This window comes from Vibrio sp. 2033 (assembly GCF_033339735.1).
In genome coordinates, this window is the sequence record NZ_JAWOVC010000020.1 from 14667 (window position 1) to 29947 (window position 15281).

Annotated in this window: 14 protein-coding genes; 12 read left to right on the forward strand and 2 right to left on the reverse strand. The window is 45.5% G+C overall.

All coding sequences use genetic code 11. The features are described from left to right. The first annotated feature begins 8 nt into the window (after positions 1 to 8). The 12 genes from R7P74_RS20310 to R7P74_RS20365 all read left to right on the forward strand — a co-directional run bounded on the left by R7P74_RS20310 (position 9) and on the right by R7P74_RS20365 (position 12817). A complete protein-coding gene (locus tag R7P74_RS20310) occupies positions 9 to 518 on the forward strand; it encodes an OmpH family outer membrane protein (RefSeq protein WP_005391804.1) in 510 nt (169 codons plus the stop codon). 6 nt (positions 519 to 524) lie between these two features. Further along, complete coding sequence (lpxD, locus tag R7P74_RS20315) at positions 525 to 1556, forward strand: UDP-3-O-(3-hydroxymyristoyl)glucosamine N-acyltransferase (protein ID WP_213876255.1); 1032 nt, start codon at positions 525 to 527, stop codon at positions 1554 to 1556. Between the two features lie 232 nt (positions 1557 to 1788). Beyond that, positions 1789 to 2241 (forward strand): 3-hydroxyacyl-ACP dehydratase FabZ, encoded by a 453-nt coding sequence (fabZ, locus tag R7P74_RS20320; protein ID WP_005380349.1) that lies wholly within the window; start codon positions 1789 to 1791, stop codon positions 2239 to 2241. A gap of 1 nt (position 2242) precedes the next feature. Continuing rightward, on the forward strand, positions 2243 to 3031 hold the full coding sequence (gene lpxA / locus R7P74_RS20325; protein WP_005380357.1) for an acyl-ACP--UDP-N-acetylglucosamine O-acyltransferase: 789 nt from the start codon (positions 2243 to 2245) through the stop codon (positions 3029 to 3031). Positions 3032 to 3150: 119 nt separating this feature from the next. Continuing rightward, the gene (gene lpxB / locus R7P74_RS20330; protein ID WP_053306717.1) at positions 3151 to 4290 is read left to right on the forward strand and encodes a lipid-A-disaccharide synthase; all 1140 of its coding nucleotides are present in this window, start codon (positions 3151 to 3153) and stop codon (positions 4288 to 4290) included. A 9-nt stretch (positions 4291 to 4299) separates the two neighbouring features. Then, on the forward strand, positions 4300 to 4935 hold the full coding sequence (rnhB, locus tag R7P74_RS20335) for a ribonuclease HII (protein WP_005380361.1): 636 nt from the start codon (positions 4300 to 4302) through the stop codon (positions 4933 to 4935). Positions 4936 to 5016: 81 nt separating this feature from the next. Then, a complete protein-coding gene (gene dnaE / locus R7P74_RS20340) occupies positions 5017 to 8496 on the forward strand; it encodes a DNA polymerase III subunit alpha (protein WP_005385364.1) in 3480 nt (1159 codons plus the stop codon). Between the two features lie 46 nt (positions 8497 to 8542). After that, complete coding sequence (gene accA, locus R7P74_RS20345) at positions 8543 to 9502, forward strand: acetyl-CoA carboxylase carboxyl transferase subunit alpha (protein ID WP_054577592.1); 960 nt, start codon at positions 8543 to 8545, stop codon at positions 9500 to 9502. A gap of 106 nt (positions 9503 to 9608) precedes the next feature. Beyond that, entirely contained in the window at positions 9609 to 10919 is a 1311-nt protein-coding gene (gene tilS, locus R7P74_RS20350) for a tRNA lysidine(34) synthetase TilS (RefSeq protein ID WP_318123130.1), read from the forward strand. A gap of 70 nt (positions 10920 to 10989) precedes the next feature. Continuing rightward, positions 10990 to 11304, forward strand: coding sequence for a c-type cytochrome (locus R7P74_RS20355; protein ID WP_033905507.1), 315 nt, complete (start codon positions 10990 to 10992; stop codon positions 11302 to 11304). Between the two features lie 188 nt (positions 11305 to 11492). Further along, the gene (glnB, locus tag R7P74_RS20360) at positions 11493 to 11831 is read left to right on the forward strand and encodes a nitrogen regulatory protein P-II (RefSeq protein ID WP_005380372.1); all 339 of its coding nucleotides are present in this window, start codon (positions 11493 to 11495) and stop codon (positions 11829 to 11831) included. Between the two features lie 140 nt (positions 11832 to 11971). Next, on the forward strand, positions 11972 to 12817 hold the full coding sequence (locus R7P74_RS20365; RefSeq protein WP_132936887.1) for an endonuclease/exonuclease/phosphatase family protein: 846 nt from the start codon (positions 11972 to 11974) through the stop codon (positions 12815 to 12817). 1 nt (position 12818) lies between these two features. Here R7P74_RS20365 and R7P74_RS20370 read toward each other — a convergent pair whose 3' ends face one another. Further along, a complete protein-coding gene (locus tag R7P74_RS20370) occupies positions 12819 to 13505 on the reverse strand; it encodes a YIP1 family protein (protein WP_318123131.1) in 687 nt (228 codons plus the stop codon). Then, positions 13502 to 15085 (reverse strand): lytic transglycosylase, encoded by a 1584-nt coding sequence (locus R7P74_RS20375; protein ID WP_054574850.1) that lies wholly within the window; start codon positions 15083 to 15085, stop codon positions 13502 to 13504. Before R7P74_RS20375 ends, R7P74_RS20370 begins: the two co-directional genes overlap by 4 nt. Positions 15086 to 15281 lie beyond the last annotated feature (196 nt).

Genomic DNA, 15281 nt, shown 5'->3' on the forward strand with positions numbered 1-15281 from the left:
AAAATATTTTGAATAAAATGATCAAAGCGGCTGGGATTGGCCTTCTTGTACTGAGCTCTTCAATGTTTGCAAATGCGGCAGAAGCTGCACAGAAAATTGCTTACGTAAATACAGCTCAAGTTTTTCAAGCACTTCCTCAACGTGAAGTTGTACTACAAAAAATGCAGAAAGACTTCAAAAGCAAAGCTGATGAACTGAAGTCAATCCAAGCACAAGCTAAAACAAAGATTGAGAAGCTACAACGTGACGGCGAGCTTTTGGGTCAAGACGAAGTTGAAAAGCTACGTATCGATATCGCGAAGCTAGACAGCGAGTACAAAGTGAAAGCACAAGCACTTGAAAAAGCAAGTGCGCGTCGTGAAGCTGAAGAAAAAGCGAAGCTTTTCAAAACGATTCAAGATGCAGTTAAGAAAGTCGCAGACAAAAATGGTTACGATCTTGTGATTGATATCTCTGCTTTGCAGTACGGCAAGCCAGAATACAATATCTCTGAAGACGTAATTAAAGCTCTAAAATAAGAAGTTATGAAGACATTGACATTAGCCGAATTGGCGACAATTACCGGGGGTGAGCTGTTTGGTGACGAGTCTCTCGTTGTAAGCCGTGTTGCCCCAATGGATAAAGCACAAGAAGGTGACGTAACCTTCTTGTCTAACCCAAAATACGCAAAACACCTTTCTGAGTGCCAAGCTACCGTTGTTATGGTAAAGGCTGAGCATAAAGATCAATGCGTTGGAAATGCGCTAGTGGTTTCAGACCCTTATGTCGCATTTGCTCTTGTGGTCCAAGCGATGGATACCACACCAAAACCGGCAGACGATATTGCACCAAGTGCTGTGATTGCCGCTGACGTTAAGGTGGGTGAGAACGTTACAATCGGCGCTAACGCTGTGATTGAAACGGGCGTGGAACTCGGCGACAACGTAAGTGTTGGTGCTGGTTGTTTTATCGGTAAGAACGCCAAGCTAGGGAATAACACCAAGCTTTGGGCTAATGTCACTATCTACCATGAAGTGTCATTGGGTGATGACTGTCTCGTTCAATCGGGTACCGTCATTGGCTCTGATGGCTTCGGTTACGCGAATGACAAAGGCGAGTGGATTAAAATTCCTCAGCTTGGTTCAGTGCGTATCGGTAACCGCGTTGAGATTGGTGCTTGTACTACGATTGACCGCGGTGCACTCGAAGATACTATCATTGAAGACAATGTCATTCTGGATAACCAACTTCAAATCGCGCACAACGTGCAGATCGGATATGGTACCGTGATGCCTGGTGGTACTATTGTCGCGGGCAGTACAAAAATTGGTAAGTACTGCCAGATTGGCGGCGCGTCTGTTCTGAATGGCCATATCACTATCGCAGATGGTGTGGCGATTACAGGTATGGGCATGGTAATGCGCAGTATCGAAGAAAAAGGCCTTTACTCATCAGGTATTCCACTACAAACGAACAGAGAGTGGCGTAAAACTGCAACTCGAGTTCACCGTATTGATGAGATGAATAAGCGCCTGAAAGCGGTTGAAAAACAGCTGGAACAGAAAGAAGAAATTTAGAACAAGTTATCTTTCGCTCTGTATTTAACGTGAAAGCTAACAGGCTCTAGTTCCATATTCTGTACGAAGACTCGCGAAATGCGGGTCTTTTTCTTCTATAATGACGCGCTCTAAGTAGATTTAACTCCAAGATGGTGCGTATTTTGCTAGTATATTGCAAAGCGATTCGGCTTTACGACCTGTTGCCACGTTTGCCATCTTGGCGGCAAAAAATTGATATAGGAAGACGACTTTGACTACTGAAAAGAAAACGATGAACATCTCTGAAATTCAAGAGCTACTACCTCATCGCTACCCATTCTTATTGATCGACCGAGTGATAGACTTCCAAGAAGAGAAGTACCTTCACGCGATTAAAAACGTGTCGGTTAACGAACCTCAGTTCACAGGTCACTTTCCTCAACTACCAGTATTCCCAGGTGTTTTGATTTTAGAAGCAATGGCTCAGGCAACAGGCTTACTTGCATTTAAATCATTTGGTGCACCAACAGAAAATGAACTGTACTACTTTGCAAGCGTAGACGGCGCGAAATTCCGTAAACCAGTGGTTCCGGGCGACCAATTAGTTATTGAGGTAGAATTTCTGAAAGAACGTCGCGGCATTGCTGCATTTAGCGGTGTAGCAAAAGTTGACGGCGAAGTGGTATGTTCTGCAGAACTGAAGTGTGCTCGTCGAGAGTTTTAATATGATTCATGAAACCGCTAAAATCCACCCGGCAGCGGTGGTAGAAGAGGGCGCCAAAATTGGTGCTAACGTAACAGTAGGTCCTTTTACGTACATCACCTCTACGGTTGAAATTGGTGAAGGCACAGAAGTGATGTCTCACGTTGTGATCAAAGGTCACACAACTATTGGCAAAGATAACCGTATTTTCCCACATGCTGTCATTGGTGAAGAAAACCAAGACAAAAAATACGGTGGTGAAGACACAACTGTGGTTATCGGTGACCGTAACGTCATTCGTGAAGCGGTCCAAGTTCACCGCGGCACAGTGCAAGACAAAGCAACCACGATCATTGGTGATGACAACTTATTGTGTGTGAATGCACACGTTGCGCATGATGTTGTTATTGGTAACCACACTCATATCGGTAATAACTCGATTCTTGGTGGTCACGTTACTGTTGATGATTATGCCGGTGTGATGGCACTGTCTGCGATTCATCCGTTTTGTACAGTGGGCGCTTACGCGTACATTGGCGGCTGTTCAGCAGTGGTGCAAGATGTCCCAGCTTACGTACTCGCGCAAGGTAACCACGCAACACCTTTCGGCTTGAACCTTGTTGGCTTGAAGCGTAATGGCTTTGAGAAACCAGAGATTCGTGCGCTACAAAAAGCGTATAAAGAAATCTACCGTTCAGGTAAGACGCTAGAAGAAGTGAAGCCTATTCTGGCTGAAATGGCTCAAGAGTGGCCAGCAGTGAAGCGTTTCTCAGATATTCTGGAAACGACGGAACGTGGCATTATTCGTTAATTGGCGAATGAACCAATAAATAAAAAGATCGTGACCAAATTTGAGGTTACGATCTTTTTGTGTTTTATGGATAAGGCAAACCGTTATCCATAGCGCACAGGAAAAATAGCGAAGTAGATATGGAAAGACCATTACGTATTGGCATCATTGCCGGAGAATTGTCTGGCGATACGCTAGGTGAAGGCTTTATCAAAGCAGTAAAGCAGCAATATCCAGACGCAGAGTTCGTAGGCATTGGCGGTCCGAAAATGATAGCCCAAGGTTGCGAGTCTCTGTTTGATATGGAAGAGCTTGCGGTGATGGGATTAGTCGAGGTTTTAGGCCGCTTACCGAGACTTCTTAAAGTGAAAGCTGAGCTCGTTCAGTATTTTACTCAGAATCCGCCTGATGTTTTCATAGGGATCGATGCTCCTGACTTCAACTTACGCTTGGAGCTTGACCTCAAGCAAGCGGGCATTAAAACCGTTCATTACGTGAGTCCGTCTGTTTGGGCTTGGCGTCAGAAGCGCATCTTTAAAATAGAAGCGGCAACGAACTTGGTGCTAGCATTTCTTCCGTTTGAGAAAGCGTTTTACGACAAATTTAATGTACCTTGCGAGTTCATTGGTCATACCTTGGCTGATGCCATCCCACTAGAATCAGAACAAGCGCCTGCACGTGAGTTGCTTGGTTTAGAACAAGATAAAAAGTGGCTTGCTGTCCTGCCAGGCAGTCGTGGTAGCGAGTTAAAAATGCTCTCAGAGCCATTTATTGAAACCTGCAAGTTACTCCATAACAAATTTCCAGAACTGGGGTTTGTTGTCGCGCTTGTTAATCAAAAACGCCGTGAGCAGTTTGAACAAGCATGGAAAGAGCTAGCGCCAGAGTTGGACTTCAAGTTAGTTGATGACACCGCACGCAACGTCATCACCGCATCCGATGCTGTGATGTTGGCCTCCGGTACCGTAGCGTTGGAGTGTATGCTTCTCAAGCGTCCAATGGTGGTGGGTTATCGTGTGAATGCATTTACTGCTTTCTTAGCTAAACGTCTATTGAAAACGAAGTATGTGTCATTGCCGAATATCTTGGCGGATGATGAGCTCGTCAAAGAATATCTACAAGATGAGTGCACACCAGACAATTTGTTTACTGAGGTTTCTCGCTTATTGGAAAGCGACAATAAACCGATGTTAGATAAGTTTACGGAAATGCATCATTGGATCCGTAAAGATGCGGATCAACAAGCCGCAAACGCGGTTCTAAAACTGATTGAAAAATAGAGATTTATCATGGCTGTTAAACCAAAAGCGACCAAAACCAAAGTTGAACTCCCTCCGTTTGAATATCCGCAAGGTTACCAGCTTGTGGCCGGAGTCGACGAGGTAGGACGTGGTCCTTTGGTGGGAGACGTCGTCACCGCTGCGGTTATCCTTGATCCTAACAATCCTATTGAAGGGTTGAACGATTCGAAAAAATTGACCGAAAAGAAACGCATGGCGTTGCTTCCTGAAATCAAAGAAAAAGCATTGGCGTGGGCGGTCGGGCGTTGTTCTCCTGAAGAAATCGATCAACTGAATATTTTGCAGGCGACTATGGTTGCGATGCAGCGTGCAGTGGCGGGGTTACAGGTTCAACCTGATTTGGTGTTGATTGATGGTAACCGTTGTCCGGAGCTGCCAATGGATGCTCAAGCTGTAGTAAAAGGCGATCTACGTGTTGCCGAAATCAGTGCGGCTTCAATTATTGCCAAAGTCGTGCGTGACCAAGAGATGGAAGAGTTGGATAAACTTCATCCACAATTTGGCTTCGCGAAGCACAAAGGTTACCCAACTAAAGCGCACTTTGAAGCGATTGAGCAACACGGAGTGATCAGTGAACACCGCAAGAGTTTCAAGCCAGTAAAAAAAGCGTTAGGCATAGAATAATCAAACGATCTAATTGGTGTTATAAACCCAACCTCTTTAGGTTAGAATCCCCAACAAAATAGAGTTACACGGTACCTGTTAATGTCAGATCCCAAATTCATCCACCTGCGTGTTCATAGTGACTTCTCGATGGTGGATGGCCTCAACAAAGTTCCGCCAATCGTAAAGAAAGTTGCTGAGCTCGGTATGCCCGCAATGGCGTTGACCGACTTTACCAACCTATGTGGTTTGGTGAAGTTTTACGGTACGGCGCATGGCAGTGGTGTTAAACCGATCATCGGTGCTGACTTTAAAATGCAGTCGGACGAGTTTGGTGAAGAGCTGACACAAGTGACTTTGCTTGCGGCGGATAATGTAGGTTATAAGAACCTGACGTTATTGATATCAAAAGCGTACTTACGTGGACATGTTCAACACCACCCAGTGATTGATAAAGCCTGGTTGGCTGAAATGTCTGAAGGCCTGATTGTATTATCCGGCGGTAAAAGCGGGGAAATTGGTCGCGGCCTTTTGAAAGGCAACCGTCAAATAGTGCAAGGGTGTGTTGATTTCTATAAACAGCATTTTCCAGATCGCTTTTATCTTGAGCTGCTTCGTACCGGTCGTCCAGATGAAGAAACTTATCTTCACTTTGCGGTTGAATTGGCAGAGCAGCAAGACTTGCCAGTAGTGGCGACCAATGAAGTTGTATTCCTGAGTCCAGACCTATTTGATGCTCATGAAATACGCGTAGCGATTCACGATGGTTACACATTAGAAGATCCGCGCAGGCCAAAAAACTACAGTCCGCAGCAATATCTTCGTACAGAAGAAGAAATGTGCGAGCTGTTTGCTGATATTCCTGAAGCGTTAGAAAACAGTGTCGAGATAGCGAAGCGTTGTAACGTGACTGTGCGCTTAGGGGAGTACTTCCTACCAGCCTTCCCAACCGAAGGGATGAAAGAGACTGAGTTCCTAGTCATGAAATCCCGAGAGGGGTTGGAAGAGCGTTTAGAGTTCCTATTTCCAGATGAGGAGGAGAGAAAACGTCGCCGCCCTGAATATGATGAACGTCTTCAGATAGAGCTAGATGTTATCAACCAAATGGGATTTCCTGGTTACTTCTTGATCGTAATGGAGTTCATCCAGTGGTCAAAAGATAATGGAATTCCTGTCGGTCCTGGACGTGGTTCCGGTGCTGGTTCTTTGGTGGCTTACGCACTAAAAATCACCGATCTGGATCCACTAGAATATGACTTGCTGTTCGAACGTTTCTTGAACCCAGAACGTGTTTCGATGCCCGATTTCGACGTCGATTTCTGTATGGATAAACGTGACCAGGTTATTGACCACGTTGCGGAAATGTACGGTCGCGACGCGGTATCTCAGATCATCACGTTTGGTACCATGGCGGCAAAAGCGGTAATCCGTGACGTTGGCCGCGTATTGGGCCACCCATTTGGTTTTGTTGATCGTATTTCAAAGCTGATTCCGCCTGATCCAGGCATGACGCTAGATAAAGCGTTTAAAGCTGAACCTGCACTACCTGAATTGTATGAGGCCGATGAGGAAGTTAAAGAACTCATCGACATGTGTCATATTTTGGAAGGCTGTACGCGAAACGCCGGTAAACACGCTGGTGGTGTTGTAATTTCACCTACAACAATTACCGATTTTGCGCCAATTTATGCAGACGCTGAAGGTCACTTCCCGGTTACTCAATTTGATAAAAACGATGTTGAGACCGCTGGCCTAGTTAAGTTTGACTTCTTGGGTTTACGTACCTTAACCATTATTGACTGGGCGTTAGGACTGATTAACCCACGCCTAGAGCGAGAAGGGAAAGAACCGGTTCAAATTGAATCCATACCGTTAGAAGACCCTGCCTCTTTCCGTTTGTTGCAAAACTCTGAAACGACAGCAGTATTCCAGCTTGAATCTCGAGGCATGAAAGAGCTGATCAAACGACTTCAGCCAGACTGTTTCGAAGACATTATCGCATTGGTAGCACTCTTCCGTCCGGGTCCTTTGCAATCGGGCATGGTAGATAACTTTATCGACCGTAAACATGGTCGAGAAGCGATCTCTTATCCAGATGAAAAGTGGCAACACGAGTCGCTAAAAGAGACGCTTGATCCAACCTACGGCATCATCCTGTACCAAGAGCAGGTAATGCAGATTGCGCAGATCTTAGCAGGTTACACGCTAGGTGGTGCGGACATGCTTCGTCGTGCAATGGGTAAGAAAAAGCCAGAAGAGATGGCAAAACAACGTGCTATCTTTGAAGAAGGTGCGATAAAGAACGGTATCGATGGCGAGTTGGCGATGAAAATCTTCGACTTGGTAGAAAAGTTCGCCGGTTATGGTTTTAACAAATCGCACTCTGCTGCTTATGCATTGGTTTCTTATCAAACTCTTTGGCTGAAAACACATTATCCTGCCGAATTTATGGCTGCGGTAATGACAGCCGATATGGATAACACGGAAAAAGTCGTTGGCTTGGTCGATGAGTGTTTCCGTATGAAGCTCACCGTGCTGCCACCAGACATCAACTCTGGCCTATATCGCTTTAATGTTGATGAAAATGGCGCAATTGTTTACGGTATTGGTGCGATAAAAGGGGTAGGTGAAGGTCCTATCGATGCGATTCTTGAGGCGAGAAATAAAGGTGGTCACTTTAAAGACCTATTTGATTTCTGTGCTCGAGTTGATCTAAAACGCGTCAATAAACGAGTGATAGAGAAGCTGATTTACGCGGGTGCGTTGGATCGACTAGGCCCACACCGCGCGGCGATGATGGCGTCACTCAATGATGCGGTAAAAGCCGCAAGTCAACATCACCAAGCTGAGGCGTTTGGTCAAACGGATATGTTTGGTGTGCTAACGGATGCGCCTGAAGAAGTAGAGCATAAGTATACGCAGGTTCCGCCTTGGCCAGAAAAAGTGTGGTTAGAGGGCGAGCGTGATACCCTAGGTCTATATTTGACAGGGCACCCAATTAACGCCTACGTAAAGGAACTAAACAAATACACCAGTTGTCGACTAAAAGACGCAACGCCCACTCGCCGCGATCAATCTGTCACGGTAGCCGGCCTGGTTATTGCCGCTCGTGTAATGACGACCAAGCGTGGTACACGAATTGGTATTATGACACTGGATGACCGAAGTGGTCGTATGGAAGTGATGTTGTTCTCCGATGCGCTGGATCGATACGCTGAACTTCTCGAAAAAGACAGAATTTTGGTCGTTTCTGGACAGGTCAGCTTTGATGACTTCAACGGTGGCCTTAAAATGTCGGCGCGTGAAGTTATGGATCTCGGCAGTGCGCGCGAGAAATACGCTCGTGGTTTGTCGGTATCGATAGATGCAAATCAGATCAACGATCAGTTTTTTGAGCAGTTCAGCCGTATTTTAGAACCGCACAAAGCCGGAACCGTACCCGTCAATGTATACTACCAGCGTGCCGACGCCAGAGCGCGGTTAACATTGGGCACCGAGTGGCGAGTTACGCCAAGTGATACATTACTCGACGATTTAAAACAGTTGCTTGGCAAAAGCCAGGTAGAACTCGAATTTAACTAAAAATTCAGCGCAATATGTTAGACGCTGAGTAAACAAGGATTCATAGATGAGCCTAAACTTTCTTGAATTTGAAAAGCCAATTGCAGAACTAGAAGCGAAAATTGAAGCATTACGTGATGTCTCTCGTCACGGTGGTGATTCTGCGATTGACCTGGATAAAGAAATCGAACAGCTTGAGAAGAAAAGCTTAGAGCTGAAGAAAAAAACCTTCAGCGACCTAGGCGCATGGGAAACAGCTCAACTGGCTCGTCACCCACTACGTCCTTACACGCTGGATTACATCCAACACGCTTTTGAGGAGTTTGATGAATTAGCGGGTGACCGCGCGTTTGCAGACGACAAAGCGATTGTGGGTGGCATGGCTCGCCTTGAAGGCCGCCCTGTGATGATCATTGGTCACCAAAAAGGTCGTGAAACCAAAGAGAAAGTGAAACGTAACTTTGGTATGCCAAAACCAGAAGGTTACCGTAAAGCGCTACGTTTGATGGAAATGGCAGAGCGTTTCAACATGCCGATCATCACATTTATCGACACGGCTGGCGCGTATCCAGGTGTGGGCGCAGAAGAGCGTGGTCAATCTGAAGCTATCGCGAAAAACCTAAAAGTGATGTCTGGTCTTAAAGTGCCAGTAATCTGTAACGTTGTTGGTGAAGGCGGTTCTGGTGGTGCACTAGCAATCGGTGTAGGCGACTATGTGAACATGCTTCAGTACTCTACGTACTCAGTAATTTCTCCTGAGGGTTGTGCTTCAATCTTATGGCGTGATTCAGACAAAGCGCCACAAGCGGCAGAGGCAATGGGTCTAACTGCTCCGCGTCTTAAAGAGCTTGAACTGATCGACGAAATCATTGAAGAGCCACTAGGCGGCGCTCATCGCGATCATGTTCAAATGGCAGCGAATATGAAAGCGACACTACTTCGTCAGCTAGAAGATCTAGAACAATTGGATGAAGAGGCGCTACGTGAACGTCGTTACCAGCGCCTAATGAGCTACGGTTACTGTTAATTTTGGTGATTGCTATTAAGCGTTAGCTGATATCTCAATTGATAACAGTTAAAATAGAAAGGGTTGGATGAGAGTCTAGCCCTTTTTTGCACCTATCGGATCGCTTATGGAATCGCTTTACCTGCATTTTGCTCAAGTTCTCGGCCGCTACTATCAATCAGGCACTAAGGTTGTCTTGGCGTTTAGCGGAGGAGTGGATTCACGTCTTTTACTCGAATTACTCAGTCGCTACCAACAAGCGCACTCTGTAGAGTGTCACGCTGTGTATGTGCACCATGGTTTAAGCTCGAATGCCGATAATTGGGCCGATAAATGCTTACTTTGGGCACAACAAGTGGGGATATCGTGCTCGATCGAGCGAGTGAGCTTAGACATCAGCAATGGTGAAAGTATTGAACTTCTTGCTCGTGAAGCTCGCTACCAAGCCTTAACTAAGTACATTCAAGAAGGCGATATACTGTTGACTGGTCAACATGCCGACGATCAAATAGAGACTTTTCTCCTTGCGCTTAAGCGCGGCAGCGGGCCTAAAGGGTTATCTTCGATGGCGGAGAGTATGCCGTTTTCTTGCGGATCTCTAGTTCGACCATTGCTTACTATCAAGCGGAAGACCATCGAAGAAGCCGCTACTAAATTAGGCTTGGAGTGGGTGGAAGACGAAAGCAATCAAGATACCCGTTATGATCGTAACTTTCTTCGTCATTGTGTTGTTCCTGAATTGTCTGGTCGTTGGCCGAGTATCCATCAAGCGGTTCAGCGCAGTGCAAGCTTATGTGCTCAACAAGAAGCGCTATTGGATGAACTATTGAGCGCGGTGTTTGAACGCGCTTTACAAACGGATCTAAGTTTGAGTATTGAAGAACTGGCTAAGCACAGTGAATTAGCACGTGCGCGCTTGATTCGTATGTGGCTAGCTAAGCTTAATACTAGTATGCCGACTCAGGTACAACTCAATCTTATCTGGAATGAAGTGGCATTAGCTCAGCAAGATGCCAACCCCAAACTACAACTTAAACAAGGTGAAGTGCGCCGTTTTCGAAATCGTCTCTATTGGGTAAAGGAAACGGCTGATGTCACTAAGTGGCAAAGTACGATTCAAGTTGATGCGACTTTGTCGCTGCCTGAGGGACTCGGGGAGCTGACCTTAACGACGAGTTCTAGTAACGCAACGATTGCGCTACCGAGTCAGCCAGAATTGCTTCGCGTGACCTTTAATCCGGAAGGCTTATCAGCGCATCCAACCACGCGTAATCACAGTCGAAAACTGAAGAAGTTGTTCCAAGAATACAATGTGCCAAGCTGGCTGCGTCGTCAAATTCCGATTTTGATGTATCAAGACCGAGTCGTTGCTGTGGCAGATCTGTTCGTTGATCAGGCATGTAATGGTCAAGATTGTGAACTTATTTGGCGCAGGTAATGAAAATTCATGCCACAATGTCGATTATAAAATATAAAAATCCTTAAATAATAATTGATTAGGTGAAGCAATGAAGAAAACAATCATGGGTGCAATGGTGGCGTTAACCATGTTCAGTGGGCAAGCTCTAGCTGCGGGAGATGTCGCAGCAGGTCAAGCAAAGTCGGGAGTATGCGCGGCGTGTCATGGCGCTGATGGTATTGCTGTCATTCCGGGTTACCCAAATCTGAAAGGGCAAAATGAGCAATATATTATCAGTTCAATTAAAGCTTATAAAAATAAAGAGCGAACAGGTGGGCTTGCTGCTGTGATGCAAGCTCAAGCTTCATTGTTGTCTGATGAAGACATCGCTAACCTAGCGGCTTACTACGCAAGTTTGAAGTAAACGCGAGTCTGAAGTAAAGCTTGGACGATTGGGCATTGAGCAGTCCTCATTGGGTTTTATCAACTTATGATATTCGCCATGTTAATTTGCTCAGCCTGGATTTTCGCTGGTGGATCAGAGACAAACATTGAATGTTGCGAAACGCTAAACGATAATAAGCGCAATCGATTGAAGCTTAAGGGATGAACATGAAAAAAATTGAAGCGATTATCAAGCCATTTAAATTGGATGATGTTCGAGAAGCGCTAGCTGAAGTTGGCATTACAGGGATGACCGTCTCTGAAGTGAAAGGTTTTGGTCGCCAAAAGGGTCACACAGAGCTTTACCGTGGTGCAGAGTATATGGTGGACTTTCTACCTAAAGTGAAGCTCGAAATCGTTGTAACCGAAGATGTGGCTGATAAATGCGTAGAGACAATCATTGAAACCGCGCAAACTGGTAAGATTGGTGATGGTAAAATATTCGTCACTGATATTGAGCGTGTGGTTCGTATTCGTACTGGTGAAGAAGACGAAGACGCGATCTAAGGTTTCTTGTCACCTGTTTCGTATTTATTATGCTAAAAGGGAGCCAAGTGGCTCCTTTTTTGTTGTTTGCTTATTAGTGAAATCATTTAACCCGAGATTTGTTGTTCTAGATTTCGGGTGCCTACATTCAGGTTTGTCGTATGTTTAAGCGTTTTTTTCTGGCGTTAGCTTTTCTCGTAATAGCGGTATTGGTTGGCTTCCAGGTTATTTTCACCGTACCAGATCAGCCGCAAATTATTACTCAAACAGGTACCGAGCTGACACAAGATATCAGGTGCATCGAATTTAGCGATTCAAAAGCTCTCGATCATGACGGCAAAATCAATGTGCTTGTCTGGAATATCTACAAACAGAACCGGGCTAACTGGCAACGTGCACTCGATGAGTTTTCTGCTGATAAGCAGTTACTGTTATTGCAAGAAGCCAGCATGACACCATCATTTAAACAGTGGTTGGTGGATGGTCGCTGGGTTAGTAATCAAGTGAGTGCTTTTAAGGCGCTGGGTAGCGGTGCCGGTGTAATTAGTATTGCTCAAGGGCAACCAGAAAAAGCCTGCGCTTACACCTCTAAAGAGCCGTGGCTTCGCTTACCTAAGTCTGCATTATATAGCCAGTATCACTTGAGTAATGGCGAGAAACTCGCAGTGGTGAATGTACATGCGATTAACTTCACCGTAGGTACAAAAGAGTATGTATCGCAGTTAACGGCGCTTGAAATGCTTTTAAAGCATCATGTGGGGCCAATTCTATTTGCTGGAGACTTCAATAGCTGGAGTGAATCTCGCGTTAATGCGATGAGGCAGGCCTTAAAGGCTGCGGACTTACAAGAGGTGACGTTCTTGCCGGATCATCGAGTCCAATTTATAACAGGGTTACCACTGGACCATGTGTTTTACCGAGGTCTGACGCTTAAGTACGCAAAAGCGCCGCAGAGCGACGCTTCCGATCATAACCCATTGTTATTGTCATTTACGTTAAATAACTAGCTTAGGTTACCACAATATAAAGTGCCCAAATAACGTAGAAGAATACCCATGGCAGGCTTGCTATCACCAAAGCTTGGCCACGTTCAAACTCCGTCCACGTCAGTACAACGCCGTAGCCGAGCACAATGTACCAAGGCAGAAGCAAAGGTAACGAGCTAGCGAAATGAGACCATTCGTTAGTAAGAGGCAGCTTTAATAGACCATTGAGGCTATTTAAATCGGCAGCGTAAGTCATTACCTGACCATGCTTGAGTAGCAAGCTCGCGTAGCTTGCTACATCGCCCAATACTGCTGGGAATAAGATAGCACACGATGCGGCAAACCATTTCCAGTAACCGTATTGTTGTTTGCTTGCCTTTGTTGCAAGAAAGAACCAAAGCGCGAGCAATAGTAAGGTGGCAAAGCGGTTGAATACATCATTGATGATCGCGCTTGCCATTAGCGTGTTTGGTTCTAATAGCTCAATCTGCTTCGGGTCGATTTGCTGAAATTGCGCAGCAAGTTGGTCACTGAGCCACGTGAAATCGACATTCGAAAAGTAAGCACCCCAGAATAAAAACGGACTAAGCATCAGGAAGATGAACGGTTGCCATCCCCATCCACCGTGTTGATAAAGCGCAAGAAAACAAGATGTTGGAGAACGAAAAATGTCCAACAGCATCACAAGTGGATTGCTTGATGGGTTCATACACTTACCTTCGTTACGTCAACGTACAACTTAAGCTTTTGACCTGGTTGTAAGTATTTTTTCTTGTGTAGCGAGTTCCATTTCACGATGTCGTTCGTTTTTACTTTGAACTTGCTTGCAATGCCGCTAATGGTGTCGCCAGAGCGAACGTTGTAGAAAACGGTACGGATCACAGAACCTTTGTCTGAGTCTTTCCAAATCACTAGCTTTTGACCCACACGCAATGGATCTTTAGGGCCCATACCATTCCATTTAGCTAACGATTTATACGACACTTTATTGTTACGTGCGATTGACCACAAACTTTCTCCAGACTGAACGACATGGGTGAGTTTGAGTTGACCACGAGCACGAGATTGAGTCTTGCTTAATCGGTTTTGTGCCGTTAATGCGTATTTTGCATCGTCTTTTGTTGATGTAGGAATCAACAGGTATTGACCAATACGAATGTTGTTGTTCGATAGGCCGTTGGCACGTCGAATGACTTTCGTGGTTGTGCCGTATTTATTAGCTAGCACGCTTAAAGAGTCACCAGATTTCACCTTGTAGCGAGCGACCTTCATCCCTTTACCGCGATTTTTCTCCACCTTGGTGAGAAAAGTCTCTTTTTTCTCTACGGGAATCAAAAGTTGGTGCGGCCCCTCAGGCGCTGTCGACCACTGGTTGTATGCAGGGTTGTAACTCTGCAACTCTTTTACGCTAATGCCGGCATAATCTGCGGCAATAGCCAGATCTAACTGCTCTTCTGGATCAACAAGCGTTAGAACAGGCTTGTTTGGAATTGCAGGAATATTAAGTCCGTACTTGTCTTGGTTTGCGATAACGTCAGCCAAGGCCAATAGCTTAGGAACGTAACTGCTGGTCTCTTTTGGTAAGTCTAATGAGAAGAAATCGATAGGTTTACCGAGCTTTTTATTCTTACGAATTGCGCTAGAAACACGGCCACCACCGCTGTTATAAGCGGCGATTGCATGTTCCCAGTTACCATCAAAACGCTCGTTTAGTTGTACTAGGTAGTCCAGCGCTGCATCCGTTGCTGCTGCCACATCTCTGCGACCGTCATACCAGTAGTTTTGCTCTAGTCCCATCATTTTTCCGGTGCCAGGGACAAATTGCCACAACCCAGCCGCACTACCGTGTGAGTATGCAAAGGCATCGAATGAACTTTCCACTACAGGAAGTAAAGCAAGCTCCATTGGGAGTCCGCGCTCTTCGATACGTTTTGTGATCATGTATAGAAAAGGGGTAGCACGCTTAGATACCGTGTAAAGGTGATTTGGGTGCTTTAAATACCACGTACGGTAGTAGTCCACTTTCTTGTGGTTTGGGATATCCATGTCCAGCTGCATGGCGATACGTTGCCACACATCTTCTTGTTCTTGGGGGGAGAGAACTTTAGGCGCGTCGTTAGCGGATTTTTTTGCTAGTGACGATTTATTGCCCGGTTGAGCTTTTACTGCATTTTGCTTTGCAGTCTGCTCAGATTTATTGGTTTCTGGTGTAGAAGACGTTGAATCTGACTGAGTCAATTGACAGCCAGATAATAACAACGCCAACGCCCAAGTATACTTCAAACGCATGGATTCAGCCTATTTAGGGCCTGTTTATCTTCACCTGCCTGTCGCGCAACGTAATGTGCGTGGCAGTCGCAAGATAATAGACATCTTTTAAACACTAACTAATTTATAGAGGCAAAGAGCTTCTAATTATGCAATGGGGAGAAATTCAAATAGATTTATATCAACCCCAAACGTAAGAGAAGCGCCAGTGGCGCTT